We start from the raw sequence: 13,953 nt of genomic DNA, 5'->3' as shown, positions 1-13,953 counted from the left end.
CCACCCGACATATGGATAAGCATCTCTGCGTGGCGTAGCATGGCGGTTGCGGTGGCGATGAAACGTTTCACTGCCGCGCCGATCCGCCCGTCCCCGGATCGCTTGGAGGCGAACCCATGCCAGCCACCACCTCGCGCCGTCTCGCCGGCGCGGCCACCACACTCGCCTGCGTCGCCGCCCTCCTGGTCGGCGGCGGCGCGCCCGCCCACGCCGCGCCGGTCAACCTGGCCGGCGCCAACTGGATCTGGTACCCGGAGGGCAACGCGACCGTGAGCGTGCCGGCCGCGACCCGCTACCTGCGCCGCACGTTCACCGCACCGTCCGGTGTGGTCAGTGAGGCCCAGCTCGTCGTCACCGGCGACGACAGCGTCGACGTCTGGCTCAACGGCGTACCGCTGGCCAGCTCCGCCAACGTCGTCGACTCGTGGCGGCAGGCGCTCTACGTGGACCTCGCCGGCGCGCTGCGACCCGGTGCGGCCAACACCCTGGCCGTCGCCGCGCGCAACACCGCCGCCGGGCCGGCCGGTGTCCTCGGCCGGCTGCGGGTCGTCACCGCCGGCGGCACCGTCGAGTTGGTCACGGACGGCGCCTGGAAGGCCGCGAACAACGTCGGCCCGGACTGGACCGAGCCCGCGACCAGCGACGCGGCCTGGCCGGCCGCCCAGGTCGCGGCCGGCTACGGCACCGGGCCGTGGGGCAGCGGTGTCACCGGGCCCGACGTCGCGGCGGTCTCGCCGCTGGCGGTCACCGCGCCGACCACCGAGCGCCGGGTCACGCCGATCGGCATCGACGCCGCCCGGCCCCGGTTCGGCTGGAAAGCCGGCGGTCCGGCGAACAGCGAACTGATGCAAAGCGCTTACCAATTGATCGTTTCGACCACCGAGGCCGGCGCGCAGGGCGGCACCGGTGACGTCTGGGACAGCGGCCGGGTGGTCTCCGGACGCTCGGTCGACGCCGCCTACGGCGGGGCGGCGCTGGCGTCGCGGACCCGCTACTGGTGGCGCGCGCGGGTCTGGGACACCCAGGGCCGGCGGGGTGCGTGGGGTCCGGTGAGTTGGTTCGAGACCGGGCAGTACAACCCGGCCACCAACTGGCAGGCGGCCTTCGTCGGGTCCAGCGCGGCGGTGCCGGCGCTGGCCGGCGCGACCTGGATCTGGTACCCGGAGGGCGATCCCGGCGCGAGCGCGCCGATCGCCACCCGCTACCTGCGGCGGACGTTCACCCTGCCGGCGGGTGCGGTCAGCCGGGCGACGCTGACCGTCACCGGTGACGACACCGCCGACGTCTGGGTCAACGGCACGCAGGTGAGCACGTCGCCGCGGGTGTACGAGTCGTGGAAGACGGCGGCCGTCGTCGATGTGACCGGGCGCGTGCAGGCCGGCAGCAACACGATCGCCGTGTCGACCGAGAACACGACGGTGTCGCCGGCCGGCATGATCGCGGCGCTCGAGGTGGTCGGCGCGGCAGGGACCACCCGGGTCGTCACCGACGCCGCGTGGAAGGCGAGCCAGACCGCGCCCGCGGGGTGGCAGAACCCCGGGTTCGCCGACGGTGCCTGGCCGGCCGCGCGAGCGATCGCCGGCTACGGTGCCGGGCCGTGGGGGAGCCAGGTGTCGGTCGTGCGCGGTGCGCCGTACCTGCGGAAAGGTTTCGCTCTCACCAAACCGGTGGCGAGCGCGCGGTTGATGGTCACGGCACTGGGTTTGCACGAGACGCGGATCAACGGCGCCAAGGTCGGCGGTGAGGCGCTCGCTCCAGGGTGGACGGACTACAACCGGCGGGTGCAGTACCGGATGCTCGACGTGACCGCCCAGGTGCGGCAGGGCGACAACGCGATCGGTGCCTACCTCGGCAACGGCTGGTACTCCGGGTCGTTGGGGATGGGCGGCAACCAGCGGTACGGGACACAGCCGTGGTACTCGGCCGACCTGGTCGTGCGGCACACCGACGGCACGACGACGACCGTGCGCACCGACGGGTCCTGGAGGACCTCGCCGAGCCCGATCCGGTTCGACGACATCTACCACGGTGAGGAGTACGACGCCCGGGGTGCGCGGGCCGGCTGGGACCAGCCCGGCTTCGACGACTCCGGCTGGGCGGCGGCGACCGTCCGAAGTGGTGCGAAGCCGAACCTGGTCGCCGCCGTGGACCCGGGGGTGGCGGTGCAGGCGACCGTGCCGGCGATGGCGGTGACCCAGCCGCAGCCGGGTGTCTGGGTGGTCGACCTCGGGCAGAACTTCGCCGGGTGGAACCGTTTGCGGGTGCGCGGGCCGGCGGGCACGACGGTGACGATGCGGCACGCCGAGGTGCTCAACCCGGACGGCACCGTCTACACGGCGAACCTGCGGGCGGCCCGGGCCACGGACCGGTTCACGCTGGCCGGGACCGGCGCGGACGAGGTCTACGAGCCGAGGTTCACCGTGCACGGCTACCGCTACGTCGAGCTCACCGGCTTCCCCGGCACGCCGTCGCTGTCGACCGTGACCGGGCTCGCGGCCTGGACCAACGGCGCGGCGAGCGGGTCGTTCACGACCTCGAACGCGTTGGTCAACCAGATTCAGCGAAACATCATCTGGGGACAACGGTCGAACATGCTGACCATTCCCACCGACTGCCCGCAGCGGGACGAACGGTTGGGCTGGACCGGCGACATCGCGGCGTTCGTGGGCACGTCGACCTTCAACATGAACGTGCACGGGCTGCTGGACAAGTTCACCGACGACCTGACCGACGCGCAGCGCGCCGACGGCGCGTTCACCGACGTGGCGCCGGCGGTCTGCTGCGGCGCGGGCACCGCCGGCTGGGGCGACGCGGGCGTGATCGTGCCGTACACCGTCTGGCAGCGGTACGGCGACGTGCGGATCGTCGACGAGAACTTCGAGGCGATGCGGCGGTGGGTCGACTATTCGCGGTCCACGTCGGGCGCTGACCTGATCCGCAACCAGTGGACCTACGGCGACTGGCTCAACGTCGGCGACAACACGGCCAACGACCTGATCTCGACCGCCTACTTCGGTTACACGGCGCGCCTGGTGTCCCGGATGGCCGCGGCCACCGGGCGGACCGCGGAGGCCGCCTCCTACGGCGCCCTCGCCGACCAGGTGGCGACGGCCTTCACGAACCGCTTCGTCGCGGCCGACGGGACGGTCTCGGGCAACACGCAGACGGGCTACGTGTTGGCGCTTTCGTTCGGTCTCGTGCCGGCGGCCCGCGTGCAGGCGGTCGCGGACAAGCTGGCGGCCAAGGTCGCCTCACGCTCGGGCCACCTGTCGGTCGGCTTCCTCGGCGTGGAGAACCTGCTGCCGGTGCTCGCGGACAACGGGCACCTCGCGACCGCCTATCAGGTGCTGCTGCAGCCGGACTATCCCGGCTGGGGCTACATGAGCGCCCGCGGCGGCACGACGATCTGGGAGCGCTGGGACGGCATCCGCACTGACGGGTCGTTCCAGGACCCGGGGATGAACTCGTTCAACCACTATGGACTCGGCTCGGTCGGCGATTTCCTCTACCGCTCGGTCGGCGGGGTCGGTCCGGACCCGCGGGACCCGGGCTACCGCCGGCTGGTGATCGCTCCGCGGCCCGGCGGCGGGCTCACCTCGGGCCGGGCGGACCTACAGACCCCGTACGGGCGGGCGCTGTCGGACTGGTCCGTCGCCGGCGGCACGCTGACCCTGCGGGTCGAGGTCCCGGCGAACAGCACGGCCACCGTCCGCGTGCCGGCGCCGTCGGCCGCCGCGGTCACCGCGCCACCCCAGGCGGTGCTGATGGGGTACGCGTCCGGCGCGGCGGTCTTCCAGGTGGCCGCGGGGGCTTACACCTTCACCGCATAGCACTTGCGTTTCAGCGGGAACGGCGTACTGTATCGATCCAGAGGCACTGGATCGATACAGTACGGGAGGTGGGTGCGGTGCGACCCACACTGCAGACCGTCGCGGACGCCGTCGGGGTGTCCCGCAGCACGGTCTCCAACGCCTACAGCCGGCCCGACCAGCTCTCCGCCGACCTGCGCGACCGGATCCTGACGGCCGCGGCCGGCCTGGGCTACGCCGGGCCCGACCCGACGGCCCGGTCGCTGCGCCGCCGCCGGGCCGGCGCGATCGGGGTGCTGTTCACCGCCAAGCTGTCCTACGCCTTCACCGACCCCTACGCGGTGCAGTTCCTGCGCGGCCTGGCCAGCAGCGCCGAGCAGGGACGCACGGGCCTGTTGCTGCTGCCGCTGTCCATGGACGACGAGGAGGCCGCGGTCGCACCGGTCAACGACGCGGTGGTCGACGGGTTCTGCGTCTACTGCCTGCCGGACTGGCACCCGGCGCTGGCGGCCCTGGAAGCGCGCGGGCTGCCGGTGGTGGCGGGCCAGAAGCGGCCGGGCTCGCAGGCGTCGTTCGTCGGCATCGACGAGGCGGCGGCCACCCGCGCGGCCGGGGAGCACCTGGTCGCGCTCGGACACCGGCGCCTCGCGGTGGTGGGCGAATACTTCACCGTCGCGCAGTCGACCGGTCCGGTGACGATCAAGTCACCGGGCGACGTCGCCTACTACACCGACCGCGAGCGGCTGCGCGGCTACCAGGAGGCGCTCGCCGAGGGCGGCGTGCCGTGGTCGTCGGTCGCCACCGTCAACGTGGCCCGCAACGGCCGGGCCGAGGGCGCCGCCGCGGCCGCGTACCTGCTCGACCGCGCACCGCGGCCCACCGCGATCGCGGCGCTGAGCGACATCCTGGCGCTCGGCGTGCTGGACGCCGTGCGGGCCCGCGGCCTGCGGCCGGGGCACGACGTCTCGGTCGTCGGCTTCGACGACATCCCGGATGCCACCACGGAGGGCCTGACCACGGTCCACCAGCCGGCGGCCGAGCGCGGGCGGCGCTCGGGCCTGCTGCTGCTCGATCCGCCCACCGATCCCGCCGACCGTTCGGTCGTGCTGCCGACGACGCTCGTCGTCCGCGCGACCAGCGGCCCGGCACCATCCTGATAGGAGCAGGTCATGTTCGAAGCGTCAGCCATGGTCCAGGCCATGAACGACACCACACACCACGTCAACTCCGCCCGGCCGTCGGCGCCGGCGTCCCGGGTGCGCTCACGCGGCCACGGTCGCGGCGATCCGCTGCGCCGCGGCACCGCGACGCTGCTGCGCCGCCTGGCCGACCGCGTCGAGCCCCGGCGCGCCCGACCCTGCACCACCGCGACCGCCTGACGGGCATCCGCTCCTACCGTGAAGCGGTGATCGCAGACGCCCCGCCCGCCCCCGCGATGGGGCGGGCGGGGCGTCGCGACGGGGATCAGAAGTAGTACACGCACCTGTCGAAGCACGCGAGGTTGTGCGTGCCGTGCGTCGTGTCCGCCAGCAGCACTTCGGCCTTCCGGATGCCCCGGCCCGGAGCCTCCACGAGAATCTTGTAGCTGGCCCAGCCGGACCCGGTGGAGCAGCGCGGGCTCGAACTGCGGGTCGAAACGTTCCGCCAGACGCCGTTGCCGATGTCGACGTAGCCCTTCACGTAGACCGCACCGCACTCCTTGGACCTGACGTCCAGATTCCCCGACATGCGGACGGCCGTGTCCTCCGGCACGATGAGCAGAGCGCCGTGCAGCGCGAGGACCTTGGTGCCAGCGCTGCTGCCGCCGTGATAGAACGACTGGTCAGGCTCGTGGATCCCCGGGAACGCCGCGTGGGCCGCCTGCGGCGCCACGAGCACGCCGGCCGCGACGACGACCGCCGCCGCGACCTTGGCCAACAATCTGGTGAATGTCACCGTGAACCCCCATGGTTTGCTGTGAATGTCCCGAGGGACCTTAGTGCCTCAACCCCCGCGGTAGGGGGCACGCAAATCCACAGTGGATTCCGTCGGTGGTTCACCCGTACAGGTGGTCTGGATCGGTTCAGATCCGGGCCCGGTTGCTAACGGTCCTGGTCGCGGGCCGCGTCCTCGGCCCGCTTGCGCTCGGCGCGCGACTCGGCCAGGTCGAGGGCCAGCACGCCGGCCAGGATGAGCAGGTCGTTCTGGCCGGGCGCGACGTCGACCGCGTACGTGTCGCGGATCGTGAACCACTTCTTGGAGACCTGGGCGACGCGCGACCCGCCCAGCTCGACCTCGTACTCGTGGTCGAGCAGGTCGCCCTTCATCTCCAGGTCGTCGGGGCCCGGCACGTCGATCGTGTACTTGTCGCGGAACGGCGTGAACAGCTTCTTGCGCATCTCGGCCGCTTCCTGCCCGCCGATGCTGATCGCGTACGTCGGCCGCAGCGCGATCAGCTTGCGGTGCACCGCCGCCACCTCGCGGCCCGACGGGTCCTCGATGACCAGCTTGTCGCGCAGGCTGAGCACCTTGCCGTCGACGTGGAACACCTTGTTGCCCGAGTCGTCGGTGATGTCGAAGTCGTCGCCGATGTCGAAGATCTTCTCGCGGATGAGGTACATACCCTCATCCTCGCGCATCACTCGCCGGCGAGCAGGTCCTCGAACGATGTGCGCAGTGCGAACGGGTCCTCGATCTCGGTCGGCTCGCGGCGGGCCACCTCGGCGGCCAGTTCGGCCGCGGCGCGCCGGGACCGCTTGTCGAGCCGTTCCACCGCCTCCTCGCCCGCCCAGTCCTCGGCCGCGGCGAACACGCCGGTCGGCACCACGATCGAGCGGGTGTACGCGAACAGCGGGCGCATGGCGTGGTCCAGCGCCAGCGAGTGCCGCGCGGTGCCGCCGGTCGCGCCGATCAGGATCGGCTTGCCGGCCAGCGAGCCGTCCGGCAGCAGGTCCACGAAGGACTTGAACAGGCCGCTGTACGACGCGGTGAAGACCGGCGAGACCGCGACCAGCCCGTCGGCGGCGGCCACGGTCTCCACCACCTTCGCGAACGCGCTGCCCGGGAAGCCGGTCAACAGGTTGTCGACGATCTCGTGCGCGTGGTCCCGCAGCTCGATGACCTCGATCTTCGGGGTGACGCCGAGCCGGGTCAGCTCCTCGCCGGTCGCGGCCGCCAGCCTGTCGGCCAGCAGCCGCGACGACGAGGGTTGCCGCAACCCGCCGGAGACCACGGCGATGGTGCGCTGCGTCATGCCACGACCTCTGCCGAAGCGGCGGCTGCGGCGGCAGCGGCGGCGGCCGCCACCAGCGACTCATGGGTCGGCGCGTCCGGCACGTCCGCCGGGCGGTTCTTGGCGAACTCCTTGCGCAGCACCGGCACGACCTCCTCGCCGAGCAGGTCGAGCTGCTCCAGGACCACCTTGAGCGGCAGGCCGGCGTGGTCAATCAGGAACAGCTGGCGCTGGTAGTCGCCGACGTAGTCGCGGAACCCGAGCGTGCGGTCGATGACCTCCTGCGGGCTGCCGACGGTCAACGGCGTCTCGCGGGTGAAGTCCTCCAGCGACGGGCCGTGCCCGTACACCGGCGCGTTGTCGAAGTAGGGCCGGAACTCGCGCACCGCGTCCTGGCTGTTCCTGCGCATGAAGACCTGACCGCCGAGGCCGACGATGGCCTGGTCGGGGGAGCCGTGGTAGTGCCCGAACCGCTCGCGGTAAAGGCCGACCATGCGCTGGGTGTGCTCCTTGGGCCAGAAGATGTGGTTCGCGAAGAAGCCGTCACCGTAGTAGGCGGCCTGCTCGGCGATCTCCGGGCTGCGGATGGAGCCGTGCCAGACGAACGGAGGCACGCCGTCCAGCGGGCGCGGTGTCGACGTGAACGACTGCAACGGCGTGCGGAAGCGGCCCTTCCAGTCGACCACCTCGTCGCGCCACAGCTTGTGCAGCAGCGAGTAGTTCTCGATGGCGAGGGGGATGCCGTTGCGGATGTCCTGCCCGAACCAGGGGTAGACCGGCCCGGTGTTGCCACGGCCCATCATCAGGTCGACCCGGCCGCCGGCCAGGTGCTGCAGCATCGCGTAGTCCTCGGCGATCTTCACCGGGTCGTTGGTGGTGATCAGCGTGGTGGCGGTGGAGAGCAGGAGCCTCTCCGTGCGTGCCGCGATGTAGCCCAGCATGGTGGTCGGCGAGGACGGCACGAACGGCGGGTTGTGGTGCTCGCCGGTCGCGAAGACGTCCAGGCCGACCTCCTCGGCCTTGAGCGCGATGGTGACCATGGCCTTGATCCGGTCGCCCTCGCTGGGGGTCGTGCCGTTGGTCGGGTCCGGCGTCACGTCGCCGACGGTGAAGATCCCGAACTGCATCTCAAAACACCTCGTTTCGTCAGCCACCGTCAACTTATTTGACGCCGCAACTATTCCGCGGAGCTTAACGGAGAGGTCCGTCACCTTCGTCGTCGGGACCGTCGACCACGTGGATCGCGGCTTCCTCGGCGCTGGCACCACCGGCGTCGATCCCGGCGTCCCACGCTACCGAGTCGGCCTCGACGTCCTCGCCGAATCCCTGGTCGTCCTCGACCAGCCGGCCGGCCCGGGGGTCCTCCTCGTAGCCGCGGCGGCTGATCTCGTCCTCGTCGTCCGCCGGGTCGGCGTACGGGTCGATGTCGGGTTCCTCTTCGGCCAGGAGCTGTTCGAGCGACTCGCCCTGGCGCTCCTCGGCGGCGGTGGTGCCGAACCGGTTGGCCCCGCTCCAGCGGTCGGCGGGCGCGATGCCCACGTCCAGCGGGTCGGCGACGCGGTCGTCGTCGAGCGTGTCGGACGCGTCGAGCACCCCGTCGTCCTCGAGGACCTCGTAATCCGGATCTTGGCTCATGTTCCCCTCACTTAACTCGGTCGGGTGCAAGCCTAGGACCCGTGCCGCGCGCTGCCGCCCCGGCGCCGGACGGTCCGCTAGCCTCACCCGGTGGTCCGTGCGATACGTCCGGCTTTGCGCGCTGTTCCCGGTTTGGTGTGGTTGATCGTTGTCCTGCATCTCGCCGTGGTCCTCGCGCAGACGGCGATCTTTCCCAACTTCCGGTCACCCGACGAGCGCCAGCACGTCGACCTGATCGTCGCGGTCGCGCAGGGTCGGGCGTGGCCGTGGCCGGATCCGGGCACGCTCGCGGTCACGGAGGGCAGCGGCGCGGGCGGTTTCACCCGGTCCAACCGGATCGGCGGGCCGCTGCACCTGGCCGACCTGCCGGTCCCGCCGCGCGCCGACCGCGCGTCGTTCGCCGATGCCGGCGGCTCCGCGCCCGCGGACAGGGTGCCGGCCAACCAACTCATCCAGCACCCGCCGTTGTACTACGCCCTGGGCGCCGCCGCCCTCGCGCTCGTGCCGGGTTGGGACCGGATTCCGTTCGACCTCACCTACCTGGTCCTGCGCTGGTGGAACGTGCTGTTCGCGGCGGCGTTGCCGCTGCTGCTGTGGGCGGTGGCGAGGCGGCTGCGCCTGCCGGAGCCGCTGCCGATCGCGGCGGCGCTGGTGCCGCTGGCGATACCGGAGTTGACCCACACGGAGTCGGCGGTCAACAACGACAACCTGCTCGTGCCGCTGTTCGCGGTGCTGACCCTGCTCGTGGCGCGGGTGCTGACCGGGGACCTCTCGCGGCGAACCGCGCTGGCGATCGGCGGGGTGGGGTCGCTGGCCCTGCTGACGAAGGGCTTCGCGCTGCTGGTGCCGGCTTGGATCTTGATGGTGTACGCCGTCGCGGCGCTCCGCCAACGGGACCGCTGGCGTGCGGCGGGGTGGTCACTGGGCGTGGCGTGGCTGGCCTGCCTACCGGGCCTGGCCTGGTGGGTCCACAACCGCATCGTGTACGGGTCGCTGCAGCCACACGGCCGATTCACCTCGATGCCGGACCTCACGGCCCACTTCTCGTTCGCGGACGGCGGCGTGTTCTGGCTGCTGCGCTTCCTGGAACGGATGAACACGCTGTTCTTCGTGCACGACCAGACGGGCGCCGGTCTGCACCACTGGCCGTGGAGGCTGGCGCTGCTGGCGGGCGTGCTGGTGGTGGTGGCGGTCGTGGCGACGCCGATGCTGCGCACACTCCCGCACGCCACGATCGTGGTGCTGCTCTTCCCGACGGTGGCCCTGCTGGCGATCGTTGCCAAGGGCTCCTACGAACAGTTCGCCGCAAGCCACACCTACGCCGCGATGCAGGGCCGCTATCTCTACGGCGGCCTGGTCGGCGTGGCGGTCGTGGCTCTGGCGGCGACGGCCCGCATGCACGACCGCTGGCGCCGGTGGGTCCCGCTGGCGCTGCTGGGTTTCGCGATCCTGATCCAGATGGTCTACATCGGATACACGCTGGACCTGTTCTGGACGCCCGCGAACGGCAACCGCACGGCGGTCCCGGGCGCGATCGCCACCTGGTACGCCCTACCCCCGGTTGTCCTGATCCTCCTGCTGGCAACGCTGGTGGCGGCCCTCGCGGCAACCCTGACGGCGACGATCCGCCTAGCGTCGCGCCCGTCCTCCACCGACAACGACACCCCACCCACTCCCACACCGACCCCAACCCAACCAACGGCCCCCACCGAACCGGCCCGGGTCCCGGTCTAGCCGCAGTGGCCAGTGCCAGCGCGCGCGTGCTGTGAGGGTCGTGGCAGCGCGGGCCTGGCAGCGAAGCGGTGTCTGGCGGGAGCGGCGGTCGTGACCGCCGCGGACCCGAGCCAAAATTCGCTTTGTTGTGGGCAGTTGCGCCAGGCGGGTGTTATGCCTCCGTGGCGCGTTCCGCGGCGGTGATCGCGTTGCGGAAGAGCATCGCGACCGTCGTCGGGCCTACGCCGCCGAGGCGCGGCGTGATCGCGCCGGCTACCTCCGCGCAGGACTCGTCGACGTCCGGCAGGAGGCGGCGGCCCTCGTAGCGGACGCCTCCGCCGATCACCGTCGAACCTGGACGGACGTGTTCCGGCTGGATGATGCCGGGGACGCCGGCCGCCGCGACCAGGATCTCGGCTCGCTGCGTGTAGCGCGGCCAGTCCTTGACGCCCGTGTGTACCACCGTGACCGCCGCGTTCGCCGTCGGGCGTTTCTGGGCCAGGAGCATCGCCAAAGGGCGGCCCAGGGTGGCGCCGCGGCCCAGGATGACGACCTCGCGGCCGGCTACCGGGATGTCGTAGAAGGCCAGCAGTGCCTCGATGCCCGCGGGGGTGCAGGGCAGCGGGCCCGGCAGGCCCAGGGCGAGCCGACCCATGTTGACCGGGTGCATGCCGTCGACGTCCTTGTCGGGGTCCATCACGGCCAGGGCCTTGTCGTAGTCCAGGTGGCCCGGCACCGGGTGCTGCGCGAGCAGGCCGTGCACGGCCGGGTCGGTGCTGAAGTCGGCGATCGTCCGCTCCAGCTCGGCCTGCGTGGTGCTGGCCGGCAGGTGCGCGTGCGGCGACACGAAGCCGAGGTCGGCCGCCTGGCGCTGCTTGATGCGGATGTAGCCGGCGCTCGCGTCGTCGTCACCCACCAGGATGGTCGCGAGCGCGGGCGTCACGCCCTTGTCCTTGAGCACGCGGACGCGGTCGGAGACGTCGGCCAGGATGCTCTCGGCGACCGGGCCGCCGGGCAGAAGACGCGCGGACATAGTGATCCCCCCTCGTCGTGGGCACCGGATGCCAATGCCCACGCCTACTCCCGTGGGCACCCAGGCGGTCGATGCCCACGGGCGGGCTCCCCGATGGTCGTTGCCATCCTCGTTGCCGCCAGTCGCGCTCGCTTCAAGCATGCCAGACGGGCCGGTTCCTACACCCGGTCGAGGGTGGTCCGGAGCACGGCGACCGCCGGGGCGATCTCGCTGTCGGCGAGGTTGCCGTAGCCGAGGACCAGCACCGGGTCGGGTGGGACGGTGGGCACGGACCGGTACGCGTCCAGGGCCATCAGGCTCAGTCCTGCCCGGCCGGCGGCGCGGACCACGGCGGCGGTGTCGGTGCCGTCCGGCAGCCGGAGCAGCACGTGCAGGCCCGCGGCGGTGCCGTCGACGGTGGCCTCCGGGATCGCCTCGCGCAGCGCCGCCAGCAGGAGGTCGCGGCGGGTCCGGAAGCGGCGGCGGGCGGCCCGCAGGTGGGCGTCGTACCAGCCGCGGTCCACGAAGGTGGCCAGCGCGAGCTGGTCGAGCACCGGCGGCGCGGCGGCGACCGGGTCGGCGGCCGCGGTCAGCACCCCGGGCGCGAGCAGCCAGCCCAGCCCGAGAGCGGGGGAGAGGGTCTTGCTCACCGAGCCCAGCAGCGCCACCCGGCCCGGGTCGAGGCCCTGCATCGCGGCGATCGGGCGGCGGTCGTAGCGGAACTCCGCGTCATAGTCGTCCTCCACCACGAAGCCGTCGACCGCGCGGGCCCAGCGCAGCAGGGCCGCCCGGCGCGACGGCGCGAGGACGGCACCGCTGGGGAACTGGTGTGCGGCGCCGACCACGACCGCGCGGACGCCGTCGAGGGCGTCGACCCGCAGGCCGTCGCGGTCGACCGGCACCGGCCGCACTGTGAGGCCCGCGCCCGCGACCGCGGCGCTCAGCCGGGGCCAGCCCGGCTCCTCGACACCGACGCTGGTGACGCCCAGCCGGCGCAAGGCTCGGGCGACGCGGGCCACGCTGTCGGTGATGCCGGCGCAGACGGTGACCGTGTCGGGCGTGGCCACCGCGCCGCGGGAGCGGCGGAGGTAGTCGGCGATGGTGCGCCGGGCGACCGGGTGGCCGCGCGGGTCCGGCAGGCCGAGGTCGTCGACCGAGATCGTCCGGGTGACGGCGGCGACGCTCTCCGCCCAGCGCCTTCGGGGGAACGCGCGCACGTCGGGGAGTCCGGGTGCGAGGTCGTAGCGGGGTGTGGGCGCCCGCGGGCGCGGCGGCCGGGCGGGGCGCGAGTGGTCGTCCGGCGCCCAGGCCACCCGGGTCGCCGAGCCGACGCGGGCGGCGAGGTAGCCCTCCGTGACGAGCTGCCCGTAGGCCTCGGTGACCACCCAGCGCGAGCAGCCGAGCTCCTCCGCGAGGGCCCGGCTCGGCGGGACGGCCGCGGCGGTCGGCAGCCGGCCGGAGCGGATCGCGGCCCGCAACGCCCGGGCCAGGCGCTGGTGCGCCGGACCCGACCCGGTCAGGTCGAGCAGCGTCGCCCACGCCAGATTGGTCTGGGAATTCACCACAAGATTGGAGCGTACGGCCTGACCGATCGTCATTAGCGTCGATGCCATGATGGATCACCTCGTACTCGGCGCGATGATGTTCGGCACGACCACCGACGAGAAGCGCGCGTTCGCTCTCCTCGACCGCTTCGTCGACGCCGGCGGCAGCTGGATCGACACCGCCAACTGCTACGCGTTCTGGGCCGACCCGGGCGGGTTCGGCGGGCAGAGCGAGGCGCTGCTCGGCCGCTGGCTGGCCCGCCGGCCGGGGGTGCGTGACCGGGTGCGCATCTCCACCAAGGTCGGCTGCGAGCCGCTCGAGGCCGGGCGCTATCCGGAGACGGCGGAGGGGCTCGGCGCGCAGACCATCAAGGACGCCATCGAGGGCAGTCTGCGGCGGCTCGGCACCGACCGGGTCGAGCTGTACTGGGCGCACAAGGACACCCGGCGCACTCCCGTGGAGGAGACCGTGGCCGCGTTCGGTGAGCTGGTCGACGCGGGGCTGGTCGGGCGGCTGGGCTGCTCCAACTTCGCGGCCTGGCGGTTGGAGCGGTCCCGGCGGGTGGCGGCGGATCTCGGGGTGACCGGTTACACGGCGGTGCAGCAGCACGTGACCTATCTCGAGCCGCGGCCGGGCACGCGGCCGTCGGTGGTCCACCGGTTCGGCAATTTCAACGACGAGTTGCGCGCGTATGCGGAAAGCCATCAGGACATCGACATATGGTCCTACACTCCGCTGTTGTCCGGTTCCTACACCCGCGCGGACAAACCATTAGCTCCGGAGTACGACCACCCGGGCACCGCCCGGCGGCTGGCCGCGCTGGACACCGTGGCCGCCGAGACCGGCACGACCCGCAACCACGTCGTGCTGGCCTGGCTGACCGGCGGCTGCCCGGCGGTGATGCCGATCGTGGGCCCGAGCACGGTGCCACAGCTCGACGAGGCGATCGCGGCGCTGTCGCTGTCGCTGACGGCCGAGCAACGTTCCCTTTTGGACAGTGCGGCCTAGGGTCTGTGTCGAGGTCATGG

General features: G+C 72.3%; 12 protein-coding genes and 1 riboswitch. Of the genes, 5 read left to right on the top strand and 7 right to left on the bottom strand.

Features of this window, described 5'->3' with window-relative positions; all coding sequences use genetic code 11:
• Positions 1-116: 116 nt before the first annotated feature.
• The 3 genes from Air01nite_RS20250 to Air01nite_RS20240 all read left to right on the top strand — a co-directional run bounded on the left by Air01nite_RS20250 (position 117) and on the right by Air01nite_RS20240 (position 5,188).
• Entirely contained in the window at positions 117-3,830 is a 3,714-nt protein-coding gene (locus tag Air01nite_RS20250) for a family 78 glycoside hydrolase catalytic domain (protein WP_203704270.1), read from the top strand.
• A gap of 77 nt (positions 3,831-3,907) precedes the next feature.
• The gene (locus Air01nite_RS20245) at positions 3,908-4,966 is read left to right on the top strand and encodes a LacI family DNA-binding transcriptional regulator (RefSeq protein WP_203704269.1); all 1,059 of its coding nucleotides are present in this window, start codon (positions 3,908-3,910) and stop codon (positions 4,964-4,966) included.
• A gap of 12 nt (positions 4,967-4,978) precedes the next feature.
• Positions 4,979-5,188 carry a hypothetical protein gene (locus Air01nite_RS20240; protein ID WP_203704268.1) on the top strand — a complete coding sequence of 70 codons (210 nt, stop codon included), beginning with the start codon at positions 4,979-4,981 and terminating at the stop codon, positions 5,186-5,188.
• A gap of 85 nt (positions 5,189-5,273) precedes the next feature.
• On the opposite strand, the gene Air01nite_RS20235 is transcribed toward Air01nite_RS20240, so the two are convergent.
• From Air01nite_RS20235 to Air01nite_RS20215, 5 genes are all read right to left on the bottom strand, one after another.
• On the bottom strand, positions 5,274-5,744 hold the full coding sequence (locus Air01nite_RS20235) for a hypothetical protein (RefSeq protein WP_203704267.1): 471 nt from the start codon (positions 5,742-5,744) through the stop codon (positions 5,274-5,276).
• Between the two features lie 146 nt (positions 5,745-5,890).
• Complete coding sequence (locus tag Air01nite_RS20230) at positions 5,891-6,409, bottom strand: LURP-one-related/scramblase family protein (RefSeq protein WP_203704265.1); 519 nt, start codon at positions 6,407-6,409, stop codon at positions 5,891-5,893.
• Positions 6,410-6,426: 17 nt separating this feature from the next.
• Positions 6,427-7,041: a CE1759 family FMN reductase gene (locus Air01nite_RS20225; protein WP_203704264.1), complete on the bottom strand. Its 615-nt coding sequence runs from the start codon at positions 7,039-7,041 to the stop codon at positions 6,427-6,429.
• Positions 7,038-8,147 (bottom strand): LLM class flavin-dependent oxidoreductase, encoded by a 1,110-nt coding sequence (locus tag Air01nite_RS20220; protein WP_203704263.1) that lies wholly within the window; start codon positions 8,145-8,147, stop codon positions 7,038-7,040. Before Air01nite_RS20220 ends, Air01nite_RS20225 begins: the two co-directional genes overlap by 4 nt.
• A 64-nt stretch (positions 8,148-8,211) precedes the next feature.
• Positions 8,212-8,655, bottom strand: coding sequence for a DUF5709 domain-containing protein (locus Air01nite_RS20215; RefSeq protein ID WP_203704262.1), 444 nt, complete (start codon positions 8,653-8,655; stop codon positions 8,212-8,214).
• A 141-nt stretch (positions 8,656-8,796) separates the two neighbouring features.
• Here Air01nite_RS20215 and Air01nite_RS20210 point away from each other — a divergent pair, with 141 nt between their 5' ends.
• Positions 8,797-10,389 (top strand): glycosyltransferase family protein, encoded by a 1,593-nt coding sequence (locus tag Air01nite_RS20210; RefSeq protein ID WP_203704261.1) that lies wholly within the window; start codon positions 8,797-8,799, stop codon positions 10,387-10,389.
• 151 nt (positions 10,390-10,540) lie between these two features.
• On the opposite strand, the gene Air01nite_RS20205 is transcribed toward Air01nite_RS20210, so the two are convergent.
• Positions 10,541-11,401: a bifunctional 5,10-methylenetetrahydrofolate dehydrogenase/5,10-methenyltetrahydrofolate cyclohydrolase gene (locus Air01nite_RS20205; RefSeq protein ID WP_203704260.1), complete on the bottom strand. Its 861-nt coding sequence runs from the start codon at positions 11,399-11,401 to the stop codon at positions 10,541-10,543.
• 51 nt (positions 11,402-11,452) lie between these two features.
• Positions 11,453-11,537, bottom strand: a riboswitch (ZMP/ZTP riboswitch).
• A gap of 22 nt (positions 11,538-11,559) precedes the next feature.
• Positions 11,560-12,942 (bottom strand): MocR-like pyridoxine biosynthesis transcription factor PdxR, encoded by a 1,383-nt coding sequence (gene pdxR / locus Air01nite_RS20200; protein ID WP_239090830.1) that lies wholly within the window; start codon positions 12,940-12,942, stop codon positions 11,560-11,562.
• A gap of 49 nt (positions 12,943-12,991) precedes the next feature.
• Here pdxR and Air01nite_RS20195 point away from each other — a divergent pair, with 49 nt between their 5' ends.
• Positions 12,992-13,933 (top strand): aldo/keto reductase, encoded by a 942-nt coding sequence (locus Air01nite_RS20195; RefSeq protein ID WP_203704259.1) that lies wholly within the window; start codon positions 12,992-12,994, stop codon positions 13,931-13,933.
• The last annotated feature ends 20 nt before the right edge of the window (positions 13,934-13,953 follow it).

Source organism: Asanoa iriomotensis (genome assembly GCF_016862515.1).
GTDB lineage: Bacteria > Actinomycetota > Actinomycetes > Mycobacteriales > Micromonosporaceae > Asanoa > Asanoa iriomotensis.
Note: the sequence above shows the minus strand (reverse complement) of the source record. Positions and strands in the feature narration are given on the sequence as shown.